The organism is Ramlibacter rhizophilus, assembly GCF_004681965.1.
GTDB lineage: Bacteria > Pseudomonadota > Gammaproteobacteria > Burkholderiales > Burkholderiaceae_C > Ramlibacter > Ramlibacter rhizophilus.
Window position 1 is genome coordinate 135,910 of the sequence record NZ_SMLL01000003.1, and the last position, 26,909, is coordinate 162,818.

General features: G+C 70.8%; 21 protein-coding genes. 14 read left to right on the top strand and 7 right to left on the bottom strand.

Going from position 1 to position 26,909, the window contains the following annotated elements:
• Positions 1–65 precede the first annotated feature (65 nt).
• The 9 genes from EZ242_RS07120 (at position 66) to EZ242_RS07160 (ending at position 11,528) form a co-directional block, all read left to right on the top strand.
• On the top strand, positions 66–1,031 hold the full coding sequence (locus EZ242_RS07120; RefSeq protein ID WP_135284452.1) for a LysR family transcriptional regulator: 966 nt from the start codon (positions 66–68) through the stop codon (positions 1,029–1,031).
• A 113-nt stretch (positions 1,032–1,144) separates the two neighbouring features.
• Positions 1,145–1,795, top strand: a complete 651-nt coding sequence (locus EZ242_RS07125) for a DUF4286 family protein (protein WP_135284453.1) — start codon at positions 1,145–1,147, stop codon at positions 1,793–1,795.
• Positions 1,796–1,820: 25 nt separating this feature from the next.
• Positions 1,821–2,801 (top strand): TRAP transporter substrate-binding protein, encoded by a 981-nt coding sequence (locus EZ242_RS07130; RefSeq protein WP_240787015.1) that lies wholly within the window; start codon positions 1,821–1,823, stop codon positions 2,799–2,801.
• A 4-nt stretch (positions 2,802–2,805) separates the two neighbouring features.
• Entirely contained in the window at positions 2,806–3,309 is a 504-nt protein-coding gene (locus EZ242_RS07135; protein ID WP_135284454.1) for a TRAP transporter small permease, read from the top strand.
• A complete protein-coding gene (locus EZ242_RS07140) occupies positions 3,309–4,610 on the top strand; it encodes a TRAP transporter large permease (protein ID WP_420821242.1) in 1,302 nt (433 codons plus the stop codon). Before EZ242_RS07135 ends, EZ242_RS07140 begins: the two co-directional genes overlap by 1 nt.
• A 20-nt stretch (positions 4,611–4,630) precedes the next feature.
• Positions 4,631–5,986 (top strand): amidase, encoded by a 1,356-nt coding sequence (locus tag EZ242_RS07145; RefSeq protein WP_135284456.1) that lies wholly within the window; start codon positions 4,631–4,633, stop codon positions 5,984–5,986.
• A gap of 43 nt (positions 5,987–6,029) precedes the next feature.
• The gene (locus EZ242_RS07150; RefSeq protein ID WP_135284457.1) at positions 6,030–7,079 is read left to right on the top strand and encodes an SDR family oxidoreductase; all 1,050 of its coding nucleotides are present in this window, start codon (positions 6,030–6,032) and stop codon (positions 7,077–7,079) included.
• Between the two features lie 40 nt (positions 7,080–7,119).
• Positions 7,120–10,737, top strand: coding sequence for a hydantoinase B/oxoprolinase family protein (locus EZ242_RS07155; protein WP_135284458.1), 3,618 nt, complete (start codon positions 7,120–7,122; stop codon positions 10,735–10,737).
• Positions 10,734–11,528 (top strand): hypothetical protein, encoded by a 795-nt coding sequence (locus tag EZ242_RS07160; RefSeq protein ID WP_167784681.1) that lies wholly within the window; start codon positions 10,734–10,736, stop codon positions 11,526–11,528. Before EZ242_RS07155 ends, EZ242_RS07160 begins: the two co-directional genes overlap by 4 nt.
• 50 nt (positions 11,529–11,578) lie before the next feature.
• Here EZ242_RS07160 and EZ242_RS07165 read toward each other — a convergent pair whose 3' ends face one another.
• The 6 genes from EZ242_RS07165 to acpS all read right to left on the bottom strand — a co-directional run bounded on the left by EZ242_RS07165 (position 11,579) and on the right by acpS (position 18,932).
• Positions 11,579–12,805, bottom strand: a complete 1,227-nt coding sequence (locus EZ242_RS07165) for a cytochrome-c peroxidase (protein ID WP_167784682.1) — start codon at positions 12,803–12,805, stop codon at positions 11,579–11,581.
• A 117-nt stretch (positions 12,806–12,922) separates the two neighbouring features.
• Complete coding sequence (locus tag EZ242_RS07170) at positions 12,923–13,627, bottom strand: response regulator (RefSeq protein WP_240787016.1); 705 nt, start codon at positions 13,625–13,627, stop codon at positions 12,923–12,925.
• 270 nt (positions 13,628–13,897) lie between these two features.
• Positions 13,898–15,673, bottom strand: coding sequence for an alpha/beta fold hydrolase (locus EZ242_RS07175; RefSeq protein ID WP_167784683.1), 1,776 nt, complete (start codon positions 15,671–15,673; stop codon positions 13,898–13,900).
• Positions 15,670–18,177 (bottom strand): glycosyl hydrolase 2 galactose-binding domain-containing protein, encoded by a 2,508-nt coding sequence (locus tag EZ242_RS21970; protein ID WP_167784684.1) that lies wholly within the window; start codon positions 18,175–18,177, stop codon positions 15,670–15,672. The genes EZ242_RS07175 and EZ242_RS21970 overlap by 4 nt, the downstream gene beginning before the upstream one ends.
• A 20-nt stretch (positions 18,178–18,197) precedes the next feature.
• On the bottom strand, positions 18,198–18,455 hold the full coding sequence (locus tag EZ242_RS07180) for an acyl carrier protein (protein WP_135284463.1): 258 nt from the start codon (positions 18,453–18,455) through the stop codon (positions 18,198–18,200).
• 15 nt (positions 18,456–18,470) lie between these two features.
• On the bottom strand, positions 18,471–18,932 hold the full coding sequence (acpS, locus tag EZ242_RS07185; protein WP_135284464.1) for a holo-ACP synthase: 462 nt from the start codon (positions 18,930–18,932) through the stop codon (positions 18,471–18,473).
• A gap of 88 nt (positions 18,933–19,020) precedes the next feature.
• Between acpS and EZ242_RS07190 the strand changes: the two genes are divergently transcribed.
• The 5 genes from EZ242_RS07190 to EZ242_RS07215 all read left to right on the top strand — a co-directional run bounded on the left by EZ242_RS07190 (position 19,021) and on the right by EZ242_RS07215 (position 24,411).
• Positions 19,021–20,193 (top strand): acyl-CoA dehydrogenase family protein, encoded by a 1,173-nt coding sequence (locus EZ242_RS07190; RefSeq protein WP_135284465.1) that lies wholly within the window; start codon positions 19,021–19,023, stop codon positions 20,191–20,193.
• A 1-nt stretch (position 20,194) separates the two neighbouring features.
• Positions 20,195–21,109 (top strand): amino acid--[acyl-carrier-protein] ligase, encoded by a 915-nt coding sequence (locus EZ242_RS07195; RefSeq protein ID WP_135284466.1) that lies wholly within the window; start codon positions 20,195–20,197, stop codon positions 21,107–21,109.
• A complete protein-coding gene (locus EZ242_RS07200) occupies positions 21,100–22,122 on the top strand; it encodes a DUF1839 family protein (RefSeq protein WP_167784685.1) in 1,023 nt (340 codons plus the stop codon). The genes EZ242_RS07195 and EZ242_RS07200 overlap by 10 nt, the downstream gene beginning before the upstream one ends.
• A 130-nt stretch (positions 22,123–22,252) precedes the next feature.
• Positions 22,253–23,818, top strand: coding sequence for a WD40/YVTN/BNR-like repeat-containing protein (locus EZ242_RS22360; RefSeq protein WP_167784672.1), 1,566 nt, complete (start codon positions 22,253–22,255; stop codon positions 23,816–23,818).
• 35 nt (positions 23,819–23,853) lie between these two features.
• A complete protein-coding gene (locus EZ242_RS07215) occupies positions 23,854–24,411 on the top strand; it encodes a flavin reductase family protein (protein ID WP_135284469.1) in 558 nt (185 codons plus the stop codon).
• On the opposite strand, the gene EZ242_RS07220 is transcribed toward EZ242_RS07215, so the two are convergent.
• A complete protein-coding gene (locus EZ242_RS07220; protein WP_135284470.1) occupies positions 24,393–26,900 on the bottom strand; it encodes a response regulator in 2,508 nt (835 codons plus the stop codon). The two genes, EZ242_RS07215 and EZ242_RS07220, sit on opposite strands and share 19 nt — an antisense overlap.
• Positions 26,901–26,909: the final 9 nt, after the last annotated feature.

Below are 26,909 nucleotides of genomic sequence, written 5' to 3' on the forward strand. Positions count from 1 at the left end.
CGGCTGCCTCCGCTGCCCGGGTTTGCCTCAGCGCCACGCGCGACCAGCCGTCTTACCATCCCGCCATGAACATGCGATTCGTGGAAACCTTCGTGTGGCTGGCGAAGTTGAAGAACTTCCGGCTGACCGCCGAGAAGCTCCATACGACCCAGGCGGCGGTCTCCAGCCGGATCGCCACGCTGGAGCAGGAACTGGGGGTGCGGCTGTTCGAGCGCGGGGACCGCGCGGTCACGCTGACCCTGGACGGCAGCAAGGCGCTGGGCTTCGCCGAGCGGATGCTGCGCACCATGAACGAGATGCAGGAGAGCCTGAAGGACCGGGAGTCGTACACCGGCGTCATCCGCATCGGCGTGATCGAGTCGATCATCCATTCCTGGTTTCCGCAGCTCATGTCGCGCATCCACCAGGCCTACCCCAAGCTGGAAGTGGAACTCTCCGGGGACACCACCATCCGCCTGATGGAGCAGTTCGGCCGCGGCAATCTCGACCTGATCCTGCATACCGACCACGTGGCCGGCGCCGGCGTCCGCAACCTGGCCCTGTGCGACTTTCCCATGTGCTGGGTCGGCGCCGGGTCGCTCAAGCTGCATGGCGAGCGGCTCACCTTGCAGGAGCTCAGCCACTTTCCCGTGTTGAGCTTCTCGCGCAACTCCGGGCCGCATCGTTTCCTGGAACGCCTGTTCGCCGAGTACCAGGGGGGACGCGTCCACATCAACTGCATGACCTCCGTGTCGGCCATGGTGAGGCTGGTGGTGGATGGGTTCGGGGTCGCCATGCTGCCGCCGGCCATCATCCAGCGCGAGTTGGCTGAGGGCGCGGTGGAGATGCTCAAGATGGACACCCACATGCCGGCCATGCCGCTGGTGTGTTCGCTGCGCAGCGGGCTGGAGACGCCCCTGATCCAGCAGGTCGCCGTGGAGGCGCAACGCACCGCACAGGACTTCGCCGGGAACCTGCCGGCGCACGTGGCTCGACTGCCGAGCGTCAATCCGGCGGCCGATCCCTGGGCCCTGTCCCTGCAAACGGCCTAGCGGCAGACAGCGGGCGATGCCGAAATTTGATGGGTGGCGTCCAGATTTCCTTGTTGGACGTGCAGGCGCCGGATGGCAATACTAGGTTTTTGCCCCATCACGGATCCGCGCCTATGACCCCCGACCGCGCAGCCCGCGGCCTCCTGTGCATCTGGACCGACATCGATCCAGCCCACGAAGCCGATTTCAACCGCTGGTACGACCGCGAGCACATGCAGGAGCGTGTGGCCATTCCCGGTTTCCAGAGCGCTCGCCGTTTCGCAGCCGTCGGCCCGTGCCCGCGTCCCTACCTGGCGCTGTACTTCACCGATTCGCTGGACGTCTTCACCTCCGGGCCCTACACCCGCGCCTTCGCCAACCAGACCCCCTGGTCGCTGGAGAACTTCAAGCGCATGCGGGGCACGCAGCGCCGTGTCGGCGCGCTCACGCTGGAGGCCGGCGAGGGTGAGGGCGGCAGCCTGGCGGCGTTCGTCCTGCCGGCCGCCGTGGTGGCCGATGCGCAGGCCCTCGCCGGTGTCGAAGCCGGCCTGCGCCAGGCGGTCTCGCAGGACGCCATCGTGCGCAGCGCGCTGCTGCGCACCGACCCCGAGCTGTCCAAGCCGCTGACCGCGGATGCGGTGCCGCCCCCCGCCGATGCGCTGGTGATGCTGGAAGGCTCGCGGCCGCAGGCCTGCCTGGACCTGGCCACGGCGCTGGCCGCCGAGCATGGCGTCGCGGCCGGCGAGGTCTATCTGTTCCAGTCGCTCTGGCGGCTGGGTGCCTGAGAGTTCAACCCCTGGAGAAGTCCGCATGATGAAACTGAACCGACGCATCCTTCTGTCCGCCTGTGCCGCCGCGGCCTGGGTCGCCCTGCCGGCCCAGTCCGCCGAGCGCTGGAACATGTCCGCGGAGCAGCCCGACGGCAACTACATCACCGGCGTGGCCAAGTCCTTTGCCGAGGACGTGGCCAAGGCGACCAAGGGCGAGCTGGAGATCAAGGTCCATTCCAACTCCGTGCTGTTCAAGCGCCCCGAACTCAAGCGCGCGGTGCAGACCGGCCAGGTGCCCATCGGCGACGTGCTGGTGTCGGTGCTGGGCAATGAAGATCCCATCTATGAAGTGGACGCGGTGCCGCTGCTGGCGACGGACTTCGATGCGGCCTGGAAACTGTGGCAGGCCAGCAAGCCCGCGATGGAGCAGCGCCTGGCCAAGCAGGGCATCAAGCTGCTGTACAGCGTGCCCTGGCCTCCGCAGGGCATCTATACCAAGGTGCCGGTCAAGAGCACGGCCGACTTCAAGGGCATGAAGTTCCGCGCCTACAACGCCGCCACCTCGCGCCTGGTCGAGCTGATGGGCGCCTCGCCCACCACGGTGAACTCCGGTGACGTGCCCCAGGCCTTCGGCACCGGCCTGATCGAGGCCATGATCACCTCGCCGGCGACCGGCGTCGATTCGCAGGCCTGGGACTTCTCCAAGTACTACTACGACGTGCAGGCCTTCATCCCGAAGAACGTCACCATCATGAACGCCCGCGCCTTCGCCCGGCTCTCGCCGGCGTCGCAGAAGGCCGTGATGGAAGCCGCCGCCGCCGCCGAGAAGCGCGGCTGGGAAGAGGCCCGCAAGCAGACCGCCACGCTGACGCAGACCCTGGCCAAGAACGGCATGGTGGTGGGCAAGACCCCGCCCGCGCTGGGAGCCGACCTGGAGAAGATCGGCGCCACCATGGCCGACGAGTGGCTGAAGAAGGCCGGCGCCGACGGCAAGGCCGTCCTGGACGCGGCGCGTCGCTGAGGCCATGGGGAGGCTGCACTGGCTGTATCGCGCCGCGGGACTGCTGTCGGCGCTGTGCCTGGTCCTGATCTGCGGCCTCATCCTGGCCCAGGTGATCGCCCGCAACCTGGGCTCCACCGTGCGTGACGCGGAGGAGTTCGCCGCCTGGTCGATGGCCGCGGCCGGCTTCTTCGGCCTCGCCTATACCCTCCACAGCGGCGCGCATATCCGGGTGCAGGTCACCCTGCGCTTTTTGCCCGCACGCGCGCAGCGCGCGGTGGAGATCGTGGCCACGGCCATCGCCCTGGCCATCGCCGCCTACCTCGCCTGGTTCTGCGTGGCCTTCGTCTGGGAAAGCTATACCTTCAAGGAGGTTTCGCAAGGCCTGGTCCCGGTACCCATGTGGGTGCCGCAGCTGCCCATGGCCATCGGGTCCACCCTGCTCGTCGTGGCCTTCGCCGAGCGCCTGGTGTGCGTGCTCAAGGGGCGCACTTTCGAGCTGGCCGACTCGGCGGAGATGAGCGAATGATGGAACTCCACTGGGTCGCCGCCATCCTGGTCGGCGCGCTTTTCCTGCTGCTGGCGCTGGGCGTGTGGATCGGCCCGGCGCTGCTGGCGGTCGGCATCGTGGGCATGTATTTGTCCGACGCGCCGGCCGGCGCGATCCTGGCCACCACCAGCTGGTCCTCCAGTGCGAGCTGGACCATGACGGCCTTGCCCCTGTTCATCTGGATGGGGGAGATCCTGTTCCGCACGCGGCTGTCCGACGACATGTTCGCGGGCCTCGCCCCCTGGGTGGAGCGCCTGCCCGGGCGCCTGCTGCATGCCAACGTGCTGGGCTGCGGCATCTTCGCCGCCGTGAGCGGCTCGTCCGCCGCCACCGCCGCCACCATCGGCCGCATTTCGCTGCCCGAGCTCAAGAGCCGCGGCTACCCGGAGAGCCTCGCCATCGGTTCGCTGGCCGGTTCGGGCACGCTGGGCCTGCTGATCCCGCCGTCGATCATCATGATCGTGTACGGGGTGGCGGCGCAGGTCTCCGTCGCCCGCCTGTTCATCGCGGGCGTCGTGCCGGGCTTGCTGCTGATGCTGCTTTTTTCCGGCTACCTCGTCGTCTGGTCGCTCCTGAACCGCGGCGCGATTCCCGTCTCCAGCCATCGCCAGCCCCTGGGCGAGCGGCTGCGCGCGACCTTCCGCCTGCTGCCCGTGGTGCTGCTGATCGTGGCCGTGATCGGCTCCATCTACGCCGGCTTCACCACGGCGACGGAAGCTGCCGCGGTCGGCGTGGTCGGCGCGCTGGTCATCGCTGCCGCCGGGGGCTCACTGAACCGCGCCACCCTGATGGCCAGCCTGCTGGGCGCGGTGCGCACCTCCACGATGATCTTTTTCATCCTGCTGGGTGCGGCCTTCCTCACCTCCGCCATGAGCTTCACCGGCCTGCCGGCCGAGCTGGCCAAGTGGATCGGCCAGGCCGGGCTCAGCACGGCCTCGCTGCTGATCGCCCTGACGGTGCTGTTCATCGTGCTGGGCTGCTTCCTCGATGGCATCTCCATCGTGCTGCTGACCACCTCGGTGATCCTGCCGGCCGTGCAGGCCGCCGGGCTGGACCTGATCTGGTTCGGCATCTTCATCGTGCTGGTGGTGGAGATGGCGCAGATCACGCCGCCCGTCGGGTTCAACCTGTTCGTGGTCCAGGGCCTCACCGGCCGCGACATCTTCACCGTGGCCAAGGCGAGCCTGCCCTTCTTCCTGCTGATGGTGGTCGCCACGGCCTTGATCTCCCTCTTCCCTGAACTGGTCCTGAGCCTGCCGCGGGCCATGACCGCGCGCTGATCACCCCGAAAGCTTTTCCCATGGCCGTCGCTCCCCACACCCTGGCGCACTGGCAAACCCAGCTGGCCGCCGGCCGCATCAGCAGCCGCGAGCTGACCGAGCAGGCGCTGGACGCCGCCCAGGCCGATCGGGTCAGCTTCCTGGCCGTGCACGCGCAGGCGGCGCGGGCCACTGCCGATGCGACCGACCGGCTGCGCGCCGCCGGCGTGCCGCTGCCACCGCTGGCGGGCCTGCCGCTGTCGATCAAGGACCTCTTCGACGAGGCGGGCCAGGTCACCCGGGCGGGCTCGAGCGTGCTGGCCTCGGCCGCGCCCGCGGCCGCCGACAGCACCGTGGTGCAGCGCCTGCGCGCCGCCGGGGCGGTGATCGTCGGGCGGACCAACATGACCGAGTTCGCGTTCTCCGGGCTCGGGCTGAATCCGCACTACGGCACGCCGCGCACGCCGTGGGACCGCGCCACCGGACGCATCGCCGGGGGCTCCTCCTCGGGGGCGGCGGTATCGGTCGCCGACGGCGCGGCCGTGGCGGCGATCGGCACCGACACCGGCGGCTCGGTGCGCATCCCCTCGGCCCTGTGCGGCCTGACCGGCTTCAAGCCCACGGCCCGGCGGGTGCCCATGGACGGCGTCCTGCCCTTGTCGCCCACCCTGGACTCGGTCGGCCCGCTGGCGCGCAGCGTCGCCTGCTGCGCCCTCCTGGATGCGGTGCTGGCGGGTGAGCCGTGGCGGCCGCTGCCGCCGGCCAGCCTGGCGGGCCTGCGCCTCGCGCTGCCGCGCACGCTTGTGCGCGAAGGGATGGATGCCAGGGTCGGGGCGGCCTTCGAGGCGGCTTGCGGCGCCTTGTCCGCCGCCGGGGCCACGGTGGTCGAGATCGATGTGCCCGAGTTCGCCCAGCTGGCGCACCTGAACCGCGCCGGCGGCTTCATCGCGGCCGAGGCCTGGGCCTGGCATGCCCGCCTGCTCGAGACCGCGGGCGAGGCCTACGATCCCCGGGTGGCCGCCCGCATCCGGCGCGGCGCCAGCATCACGGCCGCCGACTACCTGGAACTGCAACAGGCGCGCGCTCGCTGGATCGCGGATGTCACGAGCCGCCTGGCCGAGGCCAACGCCGCGGCCTTCGTCATGCCCACGGTGCCCATCGTTGCACCGCCGGTGGCGCAACTCGAAGCGGATGACGAGGCTTTCACCCGCATCAACCTGCTGATGCTGCGCAATCCCACCTTCATCAACTTCCTGGACGGCTGCGCGGTCACCCTGCCTTGCCACCGCGCGGGCGAGGCCCCGGTCGGCCTGATGCTGGCCGCCCCCGGTGGCCAGGATCGCAGGCTGCTGGCCCTGGCCGCCGCGGCAGAAGCGGTGCTTCCGGCACGCCACTGACATCACCGCGCCTGGCGCGCGGTCAACCCCCTGGACTCGTCTCATGACTGGAAAAGTAGCTCTCATCCTCGGCGGCACCGGCATGGTCGGCGCCAACATGGCGCAACTGCTCGACCGGGAGGGTGACTGGGAGGTCACCCTCGTGTCCCGCCGCGCCCCGCAATTCGAGACGCGCGCGCGCCACGTCGCCTGCGACCTGGCCGACCCCGAGGACTGCCGACTCCAGCTCGGCGCGCTCTCCCGGACCACCCATGTCTTCTGGACCGGCCATGCCACCGGAACCCGCTGGGTGGACAAGGCGGCGCAGGACGCCGACCTGTTCCGCAACGCCATGACCGCGGTGGACGCGGCGATGCCCGAGCTCCAGCACGTCTGCCTGCTGCAGGGCTCCAAGTACTACGGCCGGCACCTGGGACCCTTCAAGACGCCCGCCAAGGAAAGCGACGCGCGGCATTTCCCGCCGAACTTCTACTACACGCAGGAAGACTTCCTGCGCGAACTGGCGCAGGGAAAGCCCTGGAGCTTCTCGCTGATGCGCCCGCACATCGTGTGCGGCTTCGCCCGCAGCGACATCAACGTGCCCAAGCCCCTGGCCGTCTATGCCACGCTGTGCAAGAAGCTCGGCCTGCCGCTGCGCTTCCCCGGCCCCGAGGCGGCCTTCCGCGCGGTGCACTGCGCCAGCGACGTGGAGCTCCTGAACAAGGGCATGCTGTGGGCAGCGACCACGCCGGCCTGCGCCAACGAGGCCTTCAACATGGTCAACGGCGACCACTTCCGCTGGCAGCACCTGTGGCCGCGCATCGCCGACTACTTCGGCATGAAAGACGGCGGCGTGCAGCAGATCGACCTCGAACTCATGATGGCCGACAAGGCGCCGCTGTGGGACGAGATCGTGCGCGAGCACGGCCTGCTGCCCACGCCGTTCGAGGAAGCCGCGAGCTGGGCCTTTGCCAACTACGCCTTCGCGCCGACCTGGGACATCATGTTGGACAACACCAAGGCGCGCCGCTTCGGCTTCAACGAATTCGTCGATTCGGAAGACATGTTCATCCGCATCTTCGACAGCTTCCGCGAGCAGCGATTCATCCCCTGACATGCGCGCGGCGGGGCCGCGTCATCACCTTCACGACGCCATGAACGACACCACGCCCACCCGCCCGGCCGCGCGCTGGCAGTTCTGGATCGACCGCGGCGGCACCTTCACCGACGTGGTGGGCCGCCGGCCCGATGGCAGCCTGGTCACGCACAAGCTGCTGTCCGAGAACCCGGAGCAGTATGCGGACGCGGCGGTCGCCGGCATCCGCCACCTGCTTGGCTTGTCCCCGGGCGAGCCGGTCACCGCCGAGCGCGTCGAGTGCGTCAAGATGGGGACCACCGTCGCCACCAACGCGCTGCTCGAACGCAAGGGCGAGCCGACCCTGCTGGTGACCACGCGGGGCTTTCGCGACGCGCTGCGCATCGCCTACCAGAACCGGCCCCGGCTGTTCGACCGCCACATCGTGCTGCCCGAGCTGCTGTACACCCGGGTCGTCGAGGCGCAGGAGCGGGTCGGCGCCCAGGGCGAGCTGGTGCAGGCGCTGGACGAGGCCGCGCTGGGCGAGGAGCTCGCCGACGCTGCGGCGCAAGGGCTGCGCAGCGTGGCCATCGTCTTCATGCACGGCTGGCGCTATCCCGCGCACGAACAGGCCGCCGCCCGCCTCGCGCGCGAGCGCGGGTTCACCCAGGTCTCCACCAGCCACGAGACCAGCCCGATGATGAAGTTCGTGAGCCGGGGCGACACCACGGTGGTCGATGCCTACCTCTCGCCCATCCTGCGGCGCTACGTGGAGCAGGTCGCCGCCGAGATGCCCGGCGTGCAGCTGTTCTTCATGCAGTCCTCGGGCGGCCTGACCGACGCGCACAGCTTCCAGGGCAAGGACGCCATCCTCTCCGGCCCGGCAGGAGGCATCGTGGGCATGGCGCGTACCGCCACCCTGGGCGGGCACCAGCGGGTGATCGGCTTCGACATGGGCGGCACCTCCACCGACGTGTCGCACTACGCGGGCGAGTTCGAACGCGAGTTCGAGACCCAGGTGGCCGGCGTGCGCATGCGCGCTCCCATGATGAGCATCCACACCGTGGCAGCCGGCGGCGGCTCCGTCCTGGCCTACGACGGTGCCCGCTTCCGGGTGGGGCCACGCAGCGCCGGGGCCAATCCCGGGCCGGCCAGCTACGGCCGCGGCGGGCCGCTGGCGGTGACCGATGCCAACGTGATGCTGGGCAAGATCCAGCCGCGCTACTTCCCCCGCGTGTTCGGCCCGCGCGGCGACCAGCCGCTGAGCCCGCAACCCGTGGCCGACGGTTTCGCTGCCATCGCGGCGCAGACCGGCCGCAGCCCCGAGGAGGTGGCGGAGGGCTTCATCGCCATCGCCGTCCAGCAGATGGCCAACGCCGTCAAGAAGATCTCGGTCGCTCGCGGCTACGACGTCACCCGCTACACGCTGCAATGCTTCGGCGGGGCCGGCGGCCAGCACGCCTGCGGCGTGGCCGATGCGCTGGGCATCACCCGCGTGTTCGTGCATCCGTTCGCCGGCGTGCTGTCGGCCTACGGCATGGGGCTGGCCGACCAGAACGTGATCCGCGAGCAGGCCGTCGAACTGCCGCTCTCGCCCGAGGCCCTGCCGCGCATCGAGGCGCAGCTGGACGCCCTGGCGGATGCCGCGCGCACCGAGCTGGCCCGCCAGCAAGGCGGCGGCGACCGCGTGCGGGTGCATCGCCGCATCCATGTGCGCTACCAGGGCAGCGACTCGGCGCTGGTGGTCCCCTTCGGTACGCTGGACGACATCGTCGCCGCCTTCGAGGCCGCCTACCGCCAGCGCTTCGCCTTCCTGATGCAGGGCCGCGCCCTGGTGGTGGAGGCCGTCTCGGTCGAGGCCGTGGTGCCGGGCGAAGCGCCGGTGGAGCCGCGGCTGCCCGTGGCGCCGGTGCGCGAGGTGCCGCGGCGCGAGACGGTGCGCATGTACTCGGGCGGCAGGTGGCACGAGGCGGCCCTGGTCGTGCGTGAAGACCTGCAGGCCGGCGACGTGGTGGCCGGCCCGGCCGTCATCGCCGAGCAGAACGCCACCACCGTGGTGGAGCCCGGCTGGCAGGCCGAGCTCACGGTGCTGGACCACCTGGTGCTCGAACGTCGCGTGCCACGCGAGACCGCCCATGCCATCGGCACGCAGGTCGATCCCGTCCTGCTGGAGGTGTTCAACAACCTGTTCATGAACATCGCCGAGCAGATGGGCCTGCAGCTGCAGAACACCGCCTACTCGGTGAACATCAAGGAGCGGCTTGACTTCTCGTGCGCGCTGTTCGACGCCGAGGGCAACCTCATCGCGAACGCGCCGCACATGCCGGTGCACCTGGGCTCCATGGGCGAGAGCATCAAGACCGTCATCCGCGAGAACCGCGGCCGCATGGCGCCGGGCGACGTGTTCGTGCTCAACGACCCCTACCACGGCGGCACCCACCTGCCCGACGTGACCGTGATCACGCCGGTGTACCTGCAGGACGCCGGCGGGGGCGAGCCCATGTTCTACGTGGGCTCGCGCGGCCACCATGCCGACATCGGCGGCACCTCGCCCGGCTCCATGCCCCCGTTCTCGACCCGGATCGAGGAAGAGGGCGTGCAGATCCAGAACTTCAAGCTGGTGGACCGGGGCACCCTGCGCGAGGCCGAGATGCTGGCGCTGCTGGCCAGTGGTCCCTGGCCCAGCCGCAATCCCCCGCAGAACCTCGCCGACCTGAAGGCGCAGATCGCCGCCAACGAGAAGGGCCTGCAGGAGCTGCGCCGCATGGTCGCCCAGTTCGGGTTGGAGGTGGTGCAGGCCTACATGCAGCACGTGCAGGACAACGCCGAGGAGTCGGTGCGCCGCGTCATCACCCGGCTCAAGGACGGCAGCTTCGTCCTGCCGCTGGACAACGGTGCGCAGATCCGCGTGGCGGTGCGGGTGGACGCGCAGGCGCGCAGCGCCGAGATCGACTTCACCGGCACCTCTGCGCAACAGGCCAACAACTTCAATGCGCCGCGCGCGGTGTGCATGGCCGCCGTGCTGTACGTGTTCCGCACGCTCGTGGACGATGACATCCCGCTCAACGCCGGCTGCCTCAAGCCGCTGAAGGTGATCATCCCCGCCGGTTCCATGCTGAACCCGGACCCGCCGGCCTCGGTGGTCGCGGGCAACGTGGAGACCTCCACCTGCATCACCAATGCGCTCTATGGCGCGTTGGGCGTCATGGCGGCCAGCCAGTGCACCATGAACAACTTCACTTTCGGCAACGAGCGCCACCAGTACTACGAGACCATCTCCGGCGGCTCGGGGGCGGGCGAGGGCTTCGACGGCACGGCCGTGGTCCAGACACACATGACCAACTCGCGCCTGACCGACCCCGAGGTGCTGGAGTTCCGCTTCCCGGTGCGCCTGGACAGCTACGTGATCCGGCACGGCTCCGGTGGTGCCGGCCGCTGGCGCGGCGGCGATGGCGGGGTGCGCCGGGTGCGTTTCCTGGAAGCCATGACCGCCAGCATCCTCTCCAACGGCCGCAGGTCCGGCGCCTTCGGCATGCAGGGCGGCCAGCCGGGACAGCCGGGCCTGAACCGCGTGGTGCGCGAGGACGGCAGGGTGGAGACGCTGGACCACATCGGGCAGGCGCAGATGCAGCCCGGCGACGTGTTCGAGATCCACACGCCCGGCGGCGGCGGCTTCGGCCCGCCGACCGGCTCGTGAACGGGGCATTGCTGCTGAAGCTGGCACTGGTGGCAGCGTCCATGCTGGCGGCCAGTGCGGCATCGCGGCGCTTCGGCCACGCGGTCGGCGGCGTCATCGGGGGCATGCCGATGATCGCGGCACCGATCTGCGCCGTGCTGCTCGTGGACGCCGGCAGCGAGACGGTGCGGGCCATCGCGCTGGGAACGCTGGTGTGCATCCCGGGCTCCGTCCTGCACAGCGTGACGGTGGCCTGGGCGGCCCGCATCGCTCCCTGGCCAGTGGCGGTGGGCTCGGGCTTGTCGGTGTTCCTGCTGGCCGGCCTGGCGCTCACGAGCCTGCAACTGCCGGTGGCGCTCACCTGCGCCCTGGCGCTCGCGGCCCCGGCACTGGGCGTGCTGGCGTCGCCGCGTGCAGCCCGCGTCGGCGGCCCGGTGCCGGTGCCGCACCGGGAGATCGTTCTGCGCCTGGTGGCCGCGGTTGGCATGGCGGCGGTCATCATCCTGGGCGCGGACGTTCTGCCGCCGGTCGCCAGCGGATTGCTGCTGGCGGTGCCCATCACCGGGACCATCCTGCCGTGCTTCACCTTGCCTCGCCATGGTGCGCAGGCCACCGCGATGCTGATGGGCGGGTTCCTGATGGGATTGCACGGCTTCGCGGGCTTCTTCGTGGTGCTGTACCTGGCCCTGGGCCGGCAGGGACCCGTGGTGGCCTTCGTGCTCGCGCTGGCCGGCGCGGCCGCGGTGGCGCTGCTGGTCCAGTGGGTGCGGCGGCTGGTCGTGCCACGGGCTGCGGCGCAGGCGCGGGAGTAAGCGGCGCCGCCCCTGTGATCGACCATCCTGCCGGCGGCAGGCTCAGCTTCTCAGCGCCTGTCCACCCAGAACGGCGAAGCAAAGCGCTCGTCCGTCCCCAGCACCGGATCGCTCAACGTCTTCATGAAGGCCACCAGCGCCGCCTTGTCCTGCGGCGAGAGCTGCGGCTTCAGCGGCGCGCCGTCCGGGCCCTTGAGGCGGCCGTCGAGGGCCGGGCCGTCCTGCACACCGGAGCTGTAGTGCTCCACCACTTCCTCCAGCGAGGAGAAGCGGCCGTCGTGCATGAAGGTGGACGAGAGCGCCACGCTCTTCAGGGACGGGGACTTGAAGCGGAGCGTCTCGCCCGCGTCCAGGCCGTTGCTGCCCGAGCCGCCCAGCGCGAAGGAAGGGGGCTGGTGGCAGGCCGCGCAGGCCTGGCCGCCTGCGGCGCGGCTGGCCATGAAGAGTTCGCGGCCGCGGTTCTCCTCGTCGGTGAAGCCGGGCAGCGGCTTGTTGACGCCCTTGTCCGGCAGACTGGGGTCGAAGACCTGCGCGAAGGCTTCGTCCCAGCGGCTGTTGGTGGAGACCATGCCGCGCATGAACATCGCCAGGGCCTGCTGCATGCGTTCCTCGGTGATGGCCGCGTCGCCGTAGGCGGCGGTGAAGAGCTCCGGGTAGTAGGGGAGGAACTGCAGGCGCTGGATCACCGCCGGCATGCCCCCCCGCGCGGCGTCGAAGCCCATCTCCACCGGGTGCTGCACCGGCAGCGTGGATTGCGCCTCCAGCGAGGCGGCGCGCTTGTCCCAGAACATGGAGCCGGCGGCGAAGAAGCGCAGGTTCGCCAGGCGCATGGCGTGCGCGGTGGTCTTGCCGACGCCGTCGAAGCCGGTGGAAAAACGCGCCGCATCGCCGAAGCCTTCGTCCTGCTTGTGGCACGAGGCGCAGGAGACGGTGGAGGTCAGGCTCAGCTGGCGGTCGTAGAACAGCACGCGGCCCAGCGTCGCGACGGCGGGGCTGTCCAAGGTGCCCGGCGGCGTGTTGTCGGCGGTGCCCGCATAGTGCGGCGGCAGAGTCGCCTTGTAGTCGGGCAGGTTCTGCAGGTCCAGCGCGAGGATGCTCGCCGCCGCCGGCGAGAGCGGCTGCGACAGGGCCGTCGCGTCCACCGACACGGGCGCGGGCTCCGGTGGCGCGACGGCGACGAGGCCATCGCCACCGCCACCGCCACCACAGGCCGCCATGAGGGCCGCCACGGTCAAGGGCAGGAAACGGGTGAGCCTGAAGGCAGGGGTGGAATGCATCGTCATCCTTGAATGGGCGTGGAGCCGGCATTCTTGGAAACCAATGTGGAGGAACTTTGGAGGACCTCGGCGCAGGCGCTCCATGCTGCGGCTGGGCTTGCGGCCCGCCGCAGAGCCTCAACGCACGGCGGACAGCTCCGGATCGAAGCGGTAGCCCACGCCGTAGACGGACACGATGGCCGCGCCTTCGCCGCGTGCGGCCTCGAGCTTGCGGCGCAGGTTCTTCACGTGGCTGTCCACCGCGCGTTCGCTGCCAGCGCGAGGCAGGGGCTCGTCGTCGGCCAGGTCCATCAGCTCCTCGCGCGTGAACACGTGTCCGGGGCGGGTGAGGAGCTTGCGCAGCAGCCGGTACTCCTGCGAGGTCAGGGGCAGCCAGTGGTCCTCGAAGGCGATCCGCCGCGCGCTGTCGTCGATGCGAAAACCATGCATCACGGACCGCGCGCCCACGCGGCCTTCGGACCGGCGCAGCTGCGCCTTGATGCGCGCGGCGATCTCGCGAAAGCCATAGGGTTTGCAGACGTAGTCGTCGGCGCCCACTTCCAGGCCCAGGGTGCGGTCGATCTCCTCGGTGCGCCCGCTCACCATGATGATGGGCACGGTGGAGAAGCGGCGCAGCTGGTGGCACACCTCGATCCCGTCCAGGCCGGGCAGGCTCACGTCCAGCAGCACCACGGCCGGGTCGGCGCGGCGAACGGCCGGCTCGACATGCAGGCCGTTCATGAGGACGGTGGTGGCGAAACCCTGTTCCTGGAGGAACTCCGCCAGGAGCGCCGAGCTGAGCGCGTCGTCATCGACGATGAGTATTTTTCTTGCTTGTGTCACGGCTGGCAGCCGGCGTGGCGCCCTCCCTCGGGGGCGTGCTCAGCCGGTTCTTTTTCTTCGAAGCTGCGGACAATGCATGGCCTCGCGCTGGACCGGTCGAGGATTCGTGACTTGCGTGACGGTGTGTCTTCGCTCCTTCCCCTCTTTGGGGGAAGGCTGGGATGGGGGCCACGTGAGAAGAAGCTTGGCCGGCGCGCGGCCCCCACCCCAGCCCTCCCCCAGAGGGGGAGGGAGCGAGCGTTACCTTTGGCTACCGCGCCGCCCTGCGGCTCAGGTAGGCGCGGCGCGGGCCTCGGCGGCGGGCGGTGACCCCTTGCGAGCGCGGCCCGGGGGCGATTGCATGCGCTGCTCCATCCGCGCCAGCAGCATCGGCACCACCTGCGCCTGGTTGCCCGGGCGCGAGAAGGTGTGGTCCGCCGAGGCGACATAGCGCATCTCGAAGTTCCGCTGTTCGCGCATGCGCCGGCCGGCGGCGCCGAAGTGGAACTCGACGTAGTCGCGCCCGTCGTCCGCATCGGACACCAGCATCAGCACGTCGCAGCCGCGGCGGCACAGGGCCTGCATGCGCCCGAGCAGGGTGTCCTTGGCCGGGCCTGCGACCAGGCGTTCCAGCCTCGCCCGCGCGACGTCGGCGAAGCGGCTGGCGATCAGGCGGACGTTGATCTGCCCGCGCAGCAGGCGCTGCCAGGGCTCCCGCGTGAAGGCGGCCTTGAGGTAGTAGTCGGTGGACTTCGCATGGCGCTGCATGGAGTCCTGCCAGCGGTCGCCGGGCTGGCCGGGTTGCCATTCGAGCAGGCGCGAGTTCATGAGCACCAGCCCGCCCACGCGCGGATCGGCCTGCGCCGTCTGGAAGGCGACGTATGAGCCGGAGCACGCGCCCATCAGCACGAAGTCCCGGCAGCCTTGCGCGGCCAGGGCGTCCATGGCGTGGCGAACGTCCTGGGTGGCGTCGCGGTCGTACAGGCTGGCCCAGGGCTTTCCGGGCTGCGGTGGGCTGTCGCCGATGCCCGCGAGGTCCAGGCGCAGCGTGCGCCACCCCGCGGCGGCGAGGGCGCGTGCGGTCTTGACGTAGAACCGGTGCGGGCCGATGCGGTAGTTGGCCCCGATGTTCAGCAGGATCACGCCGGTGCGTCGCCGCTGTTCGTCGGGCACGGCGGGTTCGGCGAGCACGCCCACGAGCTGCTGCTGCGGACCGACGAAGACGGTGCGCTCCAGGACGGCATCGATCCGGGCAACGGCCTGGCACGGCGGGGAGCCTGCCGGCATCGACGGCGCCGGGAGCGCCGCGGGGGAAGCGAGCAGCCACCCGGCCAGTTCATCGAGCGCGGAGGCCTGCAGCACCCCGCCCCCGGGCTCGCCGGACACCATCGCCGCATAGCCTTCCAGCGTGGCCTCGTGGACATCGACGCCTGCCGCGCGCAGTGCGCCGGGCAGGGGGCCGGCCACCGCCATGTCGTCGCGCATCACCACGAGCGCGCGCTGCGCGGGGCGGCAGGCGGGCTTGCGCGCATCGAGGGCGTCCAGGTCACGCACCGTCTCCTGGCTGAAGTGATGGCCGAAGGCGTGCAGCGAGCCGTCCTCTCCCACCTCACCCGCGGCCCGCATCTCGCGCAGGAACGACCGGCCGGTGGGGCAGGGCGCCCACAGCAGCAGGCTGTCGACGCCGCCGAGGCGTGCAGCCGCCTCCACGGCCAGCGCCGCGCCCAGGCGGATGCCCAGGAGGGCGACGGCACCGTGGCCGCTGCGTCGCCGCGCTTCGGCCACGGCCCGCTGCACGCTGTCGATCCACGCATCGACCCGGCCAGGCTGCGTGTCCTCGCCCGCCGAATCACCGGTGCCGTGGTAGTCGAAGCGCAGCACCGGCAGGCCGAGGCCGGCGAGGTGACGCGCGAGCTGCACCTGGGTCGGATAGCTGAAGACGGCTTCGTAGCCGATGGGCGGACACAGCACGACGCTCAGTGCGCGCGCGGGGCCCTCCGGGGCATGCCACCAGCCGAAGCACCAGTCGCTGCCCTGGGCCAATCGCAGGGGAGTCGCCATGTTCATGCCCGGGCCTCCACGAACACCGGTGAATGCGCATTGAGCGCGCCAACGCTGCCGGCCAGGGGTGCTCCGGCCCGCCGCCGCTGCAGCTTCACGTGGCGCTCGGCGCCGGGCGCGAGGTGCAGGTGGTCGTCGTCGGCTTCCCAGCCGGGGATGTCGGCGTGCAGGTCGAGTGCGAGGCAGCGTGTTTGCAGGTGCAGCATGGCGTGGCCATCGGTGATCGTGGTGAGGCTGGCGCGCAGGCCGAGGTCGCGGCGCTGCGCCAGCAGGGGCGCGAGCCCGAGCGGAAACAGGAAGGCTTCGGTCGCGGCCTCGACGGCTGCGTCGGCACCCGGGGCCGTCCATCGCCCGGCCAGGCGTGCGTGCAGCACGTCGCAGGCGGGGGGGCCGAAGCGCCAGAAGTGGGTCAGGTCCATGACGTGGTCCAGCAGCTGCGCCACCGGCAGGCTCCGGCTCGACCGCGCCGGCAGGTGCAGCGGCTGCTGCGCGTGGACCACGGGCACTTCGGCGCCCTGCCAGGCCGACACGGTGAGCTCGCCGTCGAAGGCCTCGGCGCGTTCGTTGACCAGGTGGACGAAGGCCCCGTTGGCGCCTTCGTCGCTCAGGTGCAGGGCCAGCGGCTGGAGCATGCGGCGCAGCGCGTGCCAGCCCGACTTGGCGCGCCCGAGCTCGTCGAGCACGCCCCAGCCGGCGCCGGCCCAGAAGTCGCGCAACTGCAGCAGCAGCGCGCCGCCGCAGCGGCTGTCCGGGCGGCGCCATTCGCCGAAGCTGTGGGCCATCGCATGCGCCACGGCCAGGCGGCCGAGCGCCAGGTAGCGCCCATGGTCGGCGTGGCGCAGCCGCGCCGGCTCCACGCCGCACAGGGTGGCGACGTAGTGGTCGCGCACGTCGTCGAAGTCCCAGCCTGCGTTGAGGTCGCGTGGCGAGCGGGCTTTCCACTGCGGGTGGTGCACGCGGGTGGCGAGGCCCCCGGGCATGCGCGCCAGCGCCTGGTCGTTTGGGACGCCGGCGAAGGCCAGGCACTCGGTGGCGAAACTCAGGCGGCTCGCCTGCGCATCGGCCAGCGGCCGCTCGTAGGCGCCCACGCCGTAGTACGAGGTGGTGCCTTGGTCCGCCTGGTGGGGGAAGGCGCCGCCGTGCGCGCTGGAGGGCCAGTAGGGCAGCCCCGGTGCGAGCTCGGCGCACAGGGCGGGCAAGTGTTCGTGGAAGAAGCGCGGCTGCCAGTGCGCGCGCGGCGCGCCCCACATGGCCGCCTGCTGTTCCACTTCGCTGTTGCCGCACAGCACGACCAGGCAGGCATGGCCGGCCAGGCGTGCGAGCTGCTGGCGCGCCTCGGCGGTGCAGCTGGCCGCGAAGGCCGGGTCGTCGAAGGGATAGTCCATGCTGGCGAACATGAACTCCTGCCAGACCATGAGACCGAGTTCATCGCAGCGGGCGTAGAAGTCCGCGTCCTCGTACACGCCGGTGCCGGGCAGACGCAGCAGGTTCAGCCCCGCATCCCGCGCGCGCAGCAGCGCCTCGTGGCAGGCCTGCGGCTGCGAACGCAGGCTCACCACGTCCAGCGGGAACCAGCCCGCGCCGCGGCAGAAGACGGGCTCGCCGTTGATGCGCAGCGCGAACCGCCCGCCCTCGATGTCCACGGTGACCTCGCGGAAGCCCAGCTTCCCCACGGCGAGCCGCTCCACGCCGCCGCCGCGGGCCTGTGTCTGCAGCACCGCCTCGTACAGCACCGGCTCGCCATGCGTGTGCGGCCACCAGCGCCGGGGCTGCGCGAGCTCCAGCCGGGCCGAGAAGCCTTGGCCTTGCCGGACCACGGGCGCGGTGTGCGTCGCACCGTCGGGCGCGATGAGCACGAGCTGCGCCGACTCCATCGCGGACGACCAGCCCTCGGGCGCCTCGAAGCCGAGTTCGCACACGCCATGGCCATCGTCGATGCGCGCGCGCAGGTCGAAGGACCAGGCCGCCTCGTGCAGGGGCCGGCACCACACCTCGCGCCAGGGACCCACGGGGGCCACCGGTGGCGACCACCCCGGCGTGCGACCCAGCAGCGTGGTGCGCAACCAGCGCAGCTGCGCGTCCGGCACCATGGGCGCCCGCCAGCGCGGCCGCGGCCGGCGCTTGCCAAGCTCGGGGCGCAGCGCGCGGCAGTGGATCAGGAGTTCGTTGTCCTCGGCAAGCAGTGGCGCGGACAGGGGGTGCCGGTGGGCGAGGAACATGTTGTCGCTGGTGAACAGGGCCTGCCCGTTCAGCGACACCTCGGCGAGGGTGGCGAGACCCTCGCAGCCGAGGACGTGGGCCTCACCGCCCGGCGAGGCAAAACGCGCACGGAACCACCAGTCCTGGCCATCGAAGTCGCGCGCCGGTCCGTCCAGCGACCACTCGCCGCGGGCACGCAAAGCGGCCGCCGCGGTCTGGGCACCCCCTTCCATCGGCATCCAGTCACCCGCACCCGCCGAAGGCGCCGGCGCGCCCGTGTCGGTCGGGCAGCAGTGCCATTCGGCGCGCATGGGAGCGGCAGCGGGGTGGGTTACTGCGCGTCCAGCTCGCCCAGGGCCCGCTCGATCGATCGGACGCTGCGGAACACGTTGCGCTGGAGCATGTGGTCGGGGAACTCCACGTCGAACTCGCCTTCGAGCGCCAGCATCACGTTCACGCTGGCGTGCGAGGTCATGCCCGCTTCGTACAGGTCCGCGTCCGGGCCGAGTTGCTCCGCATCCACGGCCAGTCGGCCGTGCTCACGCAGGATGCGTCGGATGGTGGTTTCGGTGCTGGTGGTGGTCGTCATGGCGGGCCATTCTGTTCAGCCACTTCCGCCGAGCTTGTCGGACAGGGCCGCAACCACAGCAGCAGCGTAATCCCCATCGTGAGTCAGACTGAGCAGGAGCTCGCTGGTGCCGCGCTCGCGGGCGAGCGCGAGCGTTCGGCCTTCCAGGCGCAGCCGGCAGTGCCCGTTCTCGTCCCGCACGACCTCGATCTCGCGCCAGCTCACGCCGTGCTCGGCCAGGCCCACGGCCTTGATCACCGCTTCCTTGGCCGCGAACCGGGCGGCGAAGCGCGCGGCACGGTGGGCGGGCGAGGCGTTCGCATAGGCGATTTCGGCGGCACTGAAGAGCTTGCGCTCGAACGCGGCGCCGTGGCGCTCGAGCGACTCCTGGATGCGTGGAATGTGCACGAGGTCCAGCCCGAGTCGGACAAGACGCCGTGCCTCAGCAGGCGATATTCCCGCCAACGGATCGGTGAGTTTCGAAATGTCGAAGGTCATGCGTGCAAGCCTGTTGAGCCCGTCCAAGCGCTGCTATTGTGGCCGCCATCGAGACCGGTGCGCGGCATCGGAAAGGGAGAGGCAGACCATGAAGAGTCCAGAAGTTCCGGCCAGTGCCGGGCTGCTCGCGGCCGTGCGAGCCATCGCGACGCAGACGGCGGCGCGCCATGCCGCCGACGTGGATGCGAAGGCCAGGTTTCCCGCCGAGACGGTGGCGGCCCTGCGCGACGCCCGCGTCCTCTCGGCCGCGGTGGCGCCGGAGCACGGCGGCCCAGGTTGCGGCCTGCGCGAGCTGGCCGAGTTCTGCGCCATCCTGGCGCAGGAATGCGCGTCCAGCGCGATGGTGCTCGCCATGCACTACAGCCAGCTGGCCTGCATCACGCGCCATGGGGCGGACAGCCCCTGGTTCAGTGCTTGGCTGCGCGAGACGGTCCAGCGCCAGGACCTGCTCGCGTCCATGACCTCGGAGAACGGCACCTTCGGCGACACCCGCTCCAGCATCTGCGCCGTGCAGCGCGACGGGGACCGCTTCACCCTGGAGAAGGACGCCACCACGGGTTCGTACTGCGCCCACGCCGACGCCATCCTCGTGACCTGCCGGCGCGATGCCGACGCACCGGCGAGCGAGCAGGTGCTCGTGATGGTGCGCCGGGAAGACTGCACGCTGCAGCAGACGACGAGCTGGGACACCCTGGGCATGCGCGGCACCTGCAGCCCCGGCTTCAAGCTCGCGTCCAGCGGCCACGTGCGGCAGATCCTGCCGGGTGCCTTCGCCGACAGCTCGGCCCAGAGCATGGTGCCCTACTCGCACATCCTGTGGGCCGCGCTGTGGTGGGGCATCGCCGCCGGTGCGGTGGCCCGCGCCGCGCAGTTCGTGCGCGGACAGGCCCGGCAGAAGCCCGGCACCGTGCCGCCCACCGCGCAGGCGCTCGCCCAGCTGCAGGTGCGCCTGCAGGCGATGAAGCAGAACTGGGTGTCGGCCGCGCGCGACTTCGACGCCCTGGCCGGCGAGCGCGACGAGCTCATGGGCATGGGCTGGGCGCTGCGCCTGAACAACCTGAAGATCGCCTGCTCGGAAGCGGCGCCGCAGATCGTGCATGGCGCGCTGCAGGTGGTCGGCATCCTGGGCTACAAGAACGACAGTCCGTTCAGCCTGGGTCGCCACTACCGAGATGCCCTCTCGGGCTCTCTCATGATTTCCAACGAACGCATCGCCGCCAAGAACGCATCGATGCTGCTGGTCTACAAGGACGCTGCCTGACATGGACACCCGCACCTACGACATCGAAGGATTCCACGACGAGCTCGTGGCCTATGGCCTCATCGTGCCCACCGGGATCAAGGGCGCCTACGGGCGCGGCCCGGTATTCGAGGACATCCTGCGCCGCTTCGACGCGCTGGTGGTCCGCGAGGCCGCGCCGGACAACGCCCAGGAGCTCACCTTCCCGCCCATCGTGGCACGGCGCATGATCGAGGAGCTGGGCTACCTCGACAACTTCCCGCAGCTGGCCGGCTCGATCCACAGCTTCATGGGCGACGACCGCCAGGCGCGCCAGCTGTCCGAGCGCGTGCAGGCGGGGCAGCGCTGGGAGGACCTGCTCGCACCGACCGACGTGATGCTCACGCCGGCGGCCTGCTACCCGGTGTACCCGACCTTCAGCGGCCTGCTGCCCGACAGCGGCCGGCTCGTCACCGTCATGAACTGGGTCTTCCGCCACGAGCCGTCCGACGAACCCACGCGGCTCCAGCACTTCCGCATGCGCGAGTACATCCGGGTGGGTAGCCCGCAGGAGGTGCAGGCCTGGCGCGACGCCTGGCTGGAGCGCGGCCTCGACCTGCTGCGCCGCCTCAAGCTGCCGGTGCAGAGCGACCTGGCCTCCGACCCCTTCTTCGGCCGCGCCGGCCGCATGATGGCCGCCAGCCAGGTGGACCAGCGGCTGAAGTTCGAGATCCTGTGTCCCGTCATCTCGCGTGAGAAGCCCACCGCGATCTGCTCGTTCAACTGGCACCAGGAGCACTTCACTTCGACCTTCGGCATCCGCCAGCGTGACGGCGCGCTCGCCCACACCGCCTGCCTGGGCTTCGGCCTGGAGCGCGTGACGCTGGCCCTGATCAAGACGCACGGCTTCGATCCGGCCGACTGGCCTGCGCAGGTGCGGGAGCTCCTGTGGCCCTGAACCACGATGCCGCTGGACGCGATGAGGGCCTGAGCGGCCTGCCCGGATTCGCTTCGCTCGGCGCACCGGACTTCCGGCGCCATGCGCTCCAGGCGGACGGCGTCGCCTGGCCGGAGAAGAACTGCTACGCCGACCTCTGGATCGGCCTGCTGCATGCGCTCGGCCTGGAGCCGCGGGCCATGCTCGGCTTCACCGCCGCGGTGGATTTCGAGGGGGACCAGTGGACCTTCTTCAAGCCGCCGCCGTCCGACCTGCGCCTGCTGTACGGCATCGACGTGCAGGAGCTCACGGTGTGGCGACCGCTGCTGGAGCACGTCGAGGAGTGCCTGTCCGCGGGGCGGCTGGTGAGCACGGAGTCGGACGCCTGGTGGCTTCCCGACACGGCCGGCACCGACTACCGCCGGCAGCACACCAAGACCACCATCCTGATCGTGCGCCTGGACCGGCCCGCGCAACGCCTCGGCTACTTCCACAACGGCGGCTATTTCGAGCTGCAGGACGAGGACTTCCGCGGCCTCTTTCGCATCGGGCTGCCGCCCGATCCGGGCTTCATGCCTTTCTTCGCCGAAACCGTTCGCATCGACCGCCTGCGCCGCCGCGCCCCCGAGTCGCTCGCCGCGCCGGCCTGGGACCTGCTGCGTGAGCACGTCGGCTGGCGTCCGGACGGCAATCCCTTCCTGCGATTCGCCCGGCGCATCGAGGCCGACCTGCCGCAGATCCGCGCCGCCGGACTGGCGCACTACCACCAATGGGCCTTCGCTTCGATCCGCCAGGCCGGATCGGCCTTCGAGCTGCTGGCCGCGCACCTGCGTTGGCACCAGGGCCTGGGCCGAAGCGGCCTGGCGGAAGCGGCCGGGCACTTCGACGCGATCGCGCAGGCGAACAAGGCCCTGATCCTCAAGGGCGCCCGCGCGGTCGCGACCGGCAAGCCCCTGGGCGCGGACGAACTGCTGCACTCGATGGCAGCGGACTGGGACGCGGGGATGGCCAAGACGGTGGCGGCGCTCGGCTGAGGGGCTCGAAAGAGCTAGGTCAGGTGCCTACGAGCCTCAGCTATCCACTCCGACAGCGAACAGCCTGTATGGATGACCCTCAGGCACAGCAGCAGACCCGAGCATTCGTTCCGGTTTTGACGGAGATCGAATGAACAACATGCACGTTTCGGGAGTGAGTCGCTTCCATCGGACCGCTGTCGTCTGTGCGCTGTCCCTGCTGGCGGCGGGGTGTGGTGGCGGGGGCGGCGGCGGCGACCCGCAGGCTGCCGCGCCGACAGCGCCCATCGGCAGCGGAGGTGCATCGGTGCCGGCGCCCGCGCCCGCACCTGCGCCTGCGCCCGCACCTGCGCCTGCGCCCGCACCCGCACCCGCACCCGCACCGGCGCCTGCGCCTGCACCGGCACCTGCACCTGCACCTGCACCTGCACCTGCACCCGCGGGCGTCGTCCAGGCGCAGCCCAATGGCGCGTACACGGCGCAGGCGACCGCGAGCGGTGTGTACGAGCTGCGCCTGCCGGCCAACTCGGAGTTGCGCGTCGGCGATACCGTCGCCGTCTCCGGCACCGGCGCGGTGCCCTGGCGCATCTCGCAGCAGGACCAGCAGCTCGTGGTCACGACCGGGCTGCCGGGCAATGTCGTGCCCGGCACGCAGTGGACGCCGATCACCGTGGACCCCGCGCTCGCGCAGCAGGACTGGGTGGCCAGCGCCAGTTCGGCCAGTGGCAATGTCCTGGCAGCCGCGGTGCGCAACGGCGGCATCTACGTCTCGCGCGACGGCGGGACGAGCTGGGTGCGTAGCAACGCCCCGGCCACGAACTGGGGGGCCCTGGCGATGTCGCCGGATGGAGGCCATCTGGTGGCCGCCGATCGCACCGGGCGCCTGTACACCTCCGCGGATGGCGGCGCGAGCTGGACCGTGCGCACGGGCTCGAACCGCTACTGGGGCGGCGTCTTCATCTCCGCCGACGGCCAGCGCATCGTCGCCATGGAGACGGGCGGCTCCATCCATCTGTCCAACGACGGCGGCGCCAGCTTCACCGCGGTGCCCGGCACGGCCAATACCGACTGGCGCCGCGTCGCCGGGTCCGCGACCGGCGACCGCCTGGTCGCCGTGGCCTCGCTCTACGACGGCGATCCGGCGCGCCAGGGGGTCTATGTGTCCGAGGACGCCGGGCAGACCTGGACGCGCCGGACGACCACCGGCTCGCCAGCGCCCACGGGCAACTGGTCCTTCGTGGCCGCGAGCCACGACGGCATGCGCATGGCCGCCATCGACAACGGCGCCTATCCCTGGATCAGCGCGGACGGCGGCGCGACCTGGCAGATGCGCTTCAGCTACAGCAACTGGGCGGACGTCGCGGTCTCGGGCGACGGCCGGGTCGTGATGGCGCTGGAGCCCCGCGACGACCCGAAGGGCTACACGGGCTACACCTTCGTCAGTCCCGACGGGGGCGGCGACATCTGGCACTGGTACGGCGAGAACCGCTGGTACAGCACCGTGGCCATGTCCTTCGACGGCAACAACATGCTGGTCGGCGACGCCGGCCCGAACGGCAGCGGCGGTCTGCTCTACACCTCGCGGGGCAACCGGACCTCGCTGGGGCCGGTCGGCTCCCTCGCAGCCGCGCAGGCGGCCAGCATCGAGCTGCGCTACGAGGGCGACGGGCGCTTCAGCGTGCTGCGGCAGTCCGGCGGCCCGTTCTCGATCCGTTGACGGCCGAAGCGGCCAGCAGGAAGGAGCATCCCGCGATGAACCCGTCCGACCCGCATCCCCCGGTGGAGCCCATGCTCCTGCGGCGCCTGCTGGGGTGCTTTCCGACCGGCGTGGCCATCGTCACGACCTGCAACGCCCACGGCCTGCCCGTGGGCCTGACCTGCAACTCCTTCAGCGCCGTCTCGCTGGAGCCGCCGCTGGTCCTCTTCAGCCTCCGACGTGCCAGCGGCCTGCTGGACACCTTCCTCGCCGCGGACGCCTTCGCGGTCAACGTGCTGTCGCAGGCGCAGGACGGCTTGTCGAGCCTGTTCGCCTCGCGGGTGCGGCGCGACCAGTTCAACGAGATCGGCTGGCGACCGGGGCAGTGGGGCACGCCGCTGATCGACGATTGCCTTGCCCGCTTCGAGTGCCAGGTGCGCGCCCGGCACGAGGCGGGGGACCATGTCATCTTCATCGGCGAAGTCGTGCACCTGGAGCCCGGCTGCACCGAGGAGGCGCTGGTTTTCTACAAGGGCGGCTACATGGCGCTCGCCGGGGCGCCCGCGCCCCGCGCGATGCCCGCGGCCTGTTCGGCTCAGGCCGCTTCCAGGTAGCCTTCCCGCAGCGCCCGCGCCGTGCGCGCGTGCAGCTGCACCAGGGCCTCGTGCCAGTCCTCGGCGGGCCACTGCCCGTCCTGCACGAGTTGCGCGTACATCGCCCGGGTCTGCTGGTGCAGGCTGTGGGCGCCCATGTTGCCGCTGACGCCGACCAGGGAATGCAGCAGCTCCTTGGCCAGCACCGCGTCGCGGCTCGCCACGGGCGCCTGCAGTTGGTCCAGCAGGGAACGGGTCGACTGCAAAGCCATCGGCAGGGCCTTGCCCAGGATGCCCACGCTGCGCAGCGTCTCCAGGTGTTCGAGGTTGAGAAGGTCCTCCTGCGCCGTGTCCTTGCCGGCGGGTTCCGGCGCGGCCGGTGCCGGGCCCTGCGGCGGCAGCGACACCAGGTGCTTCGCCAGGGTGGCGAACAGCTGGTCCGGCTCGGCCGGTTTGGCGATGAAGTCGCTGATGCCGGCGGCGCGTGCCTTGGCGATGGCCAATTCGTCGTCCCGGCCACTCAGGGCGATCAGCACCGGCTTGGGGTCGATGCGCGAAGACTCGCGCACGGCGCGCGCGAGCCGGATGCCGTCGAGCACGGGCATGTGGATGTCGGTGATGACCGCGTCCGCGGCTTCGCGTTCCAGCAGCTTGAGGGCGGCCGCGCCGTCCGTCGCCTCCAGCACGCGGATCCGCCGGGCCTCCAGCAGGGCGCGCAGGTAGCGCCGGTTGAAGTCCTCGTCGTCCACCAGCAGCACGGTGCGGCCCGCCAGCGAGACCGCGGCGGCGTCCGCCTCGGCGCTTCGCTGCGCGTGCTCCCAGGCGCGGCAGAGGGACTCCACCAGTTCCAGCTGTGAGCAGGGCTTGCCGACCAGGGCTTCGACGCCCACGCGATCCAGCTTGGCGCGCGCGATGTGGGCGGCTTCGGCGGTGTAGACCACGATGGGCAGCCGCGCGAGCCCCGGCACCTGGCCGGCGCGGATGCGCTCCGCGGTGGCATAGCCGTCCAGGACCGGCATGGACAGGTCCAGCACCATGGCGTCGAAGCGCTCGCGCGCGAGCAGGGCCAGCGCCTGCTCGCCATCCTCGGCTTCCACGACCTGCAGGGCTAGCGGCTCCAGCATGCCGCGCGTGGACAGGCGCAGCACGGGGGAGTCGTCCACCACCATCAGGCGCTTGCCCGCGAAGAGGGCGCGGGCCTGCTCCAGGCGCTGGGCACGGTGGCCTTCGAGCTGCGCCGCGGACGCGGACGCGAAGCGCAGGGTGAAACGCGTGAAGCGCATCGCCTGCGACGTACAGGCGATGTCACCGCCGAAGGCCACCATGGTGCGTTTGCAGAAGGACAGGCCCAGGCCGGTGCCCCCGGTCTTGCCGGCGGTGTGGAAGGACTCGAAGACGCGCGCCAGCACCTCCGGCTTCATGCCCGGGCCGGTGTCCTCCACGACCACGCTGTCCGGGCCCACGACGATGGTGACGCGCGACTGCGGGAAGTCCTTGAAGTAGTGGATGGCGTTCTTCAGCAGGTTGAACAGCACGAAGATGTAGCGCGTCTCGTCCCCGCGGAAGACGAAGTCCTGTTCCACCCGCAGCGTCACGCGGGCGCGGTCGGAGGCGCTCTCGTAGGCGAACTCCTCCACGGCCTTGCGGGTGGCGCTCTCGGCGGACAGGTAGCGCAGGTCGGAGGTGTCCAGCGGCTTGGCGTGGATCTCGTCCAGCGTCATCGCGATCATCTGCAGGCCGCGCTCGATCGCCGCGCGGCCCTGCGCCAGCTCCTTGTAGACCGTGTCCAGCTCCTGCGCCGTCATGATCACGTCCTGCCCGTCCAGCACCGGCCGTGGCAGGTTGCGGTTGATGCGCTCCAGCTGGTGGCGCAGCTGCCCCAGCGGATTGCGCAGCTCGTGCGCGATGGAGCCGGCCAGGTCCTTGAGCGTGTCGATCCGCTGGCGCGCGAGGATGCCCTTGAGGTTGCTGCGCGTGAAGAGCAGGCCCGCCGTCACGCTGTACACCATGGCCTGGAGGTGGACCGACTTGACGATCTCGTGATGCAGCGACGTGAAGTTCGGGATGGTGAGGTAGCCCGCCAGCACCCCCAGCGCGACGCCCAGCGCGATGTTCACCAGCGCCAGCACGTAGTGCGGAAAGATGACGATGACGAAGAAGGCCATCGAGACCACCAGCATCGAGCGCAGCACCGAGTAGTCGCTCCCGAGGAGCTGGTAGGTGGCGTAGAACGGCAGCGCATAGAGCACGGCGGCGAACCACACCCAGGGCAGGACGGGCTTGAGCCGCCGCGGCCAGTACGCGCTGAAGCTCACCGACAGGCACAGGAGCACGGCCACGCTGCGAAGCGCCAGGCTCTCGTGTTCCACTGGCGTCACGTAGAGCCACAGCACGCCATAGAAGATGAAGATGGCCGCGCCCACGCTGGAGGCCACCAGCATGGTGCGCGCCGACGCGTTGGCGCAATCGCGCAGCGCCGCGTCGAAACGCCTGAACAAGTCCAGCACCATGGCCCGTGC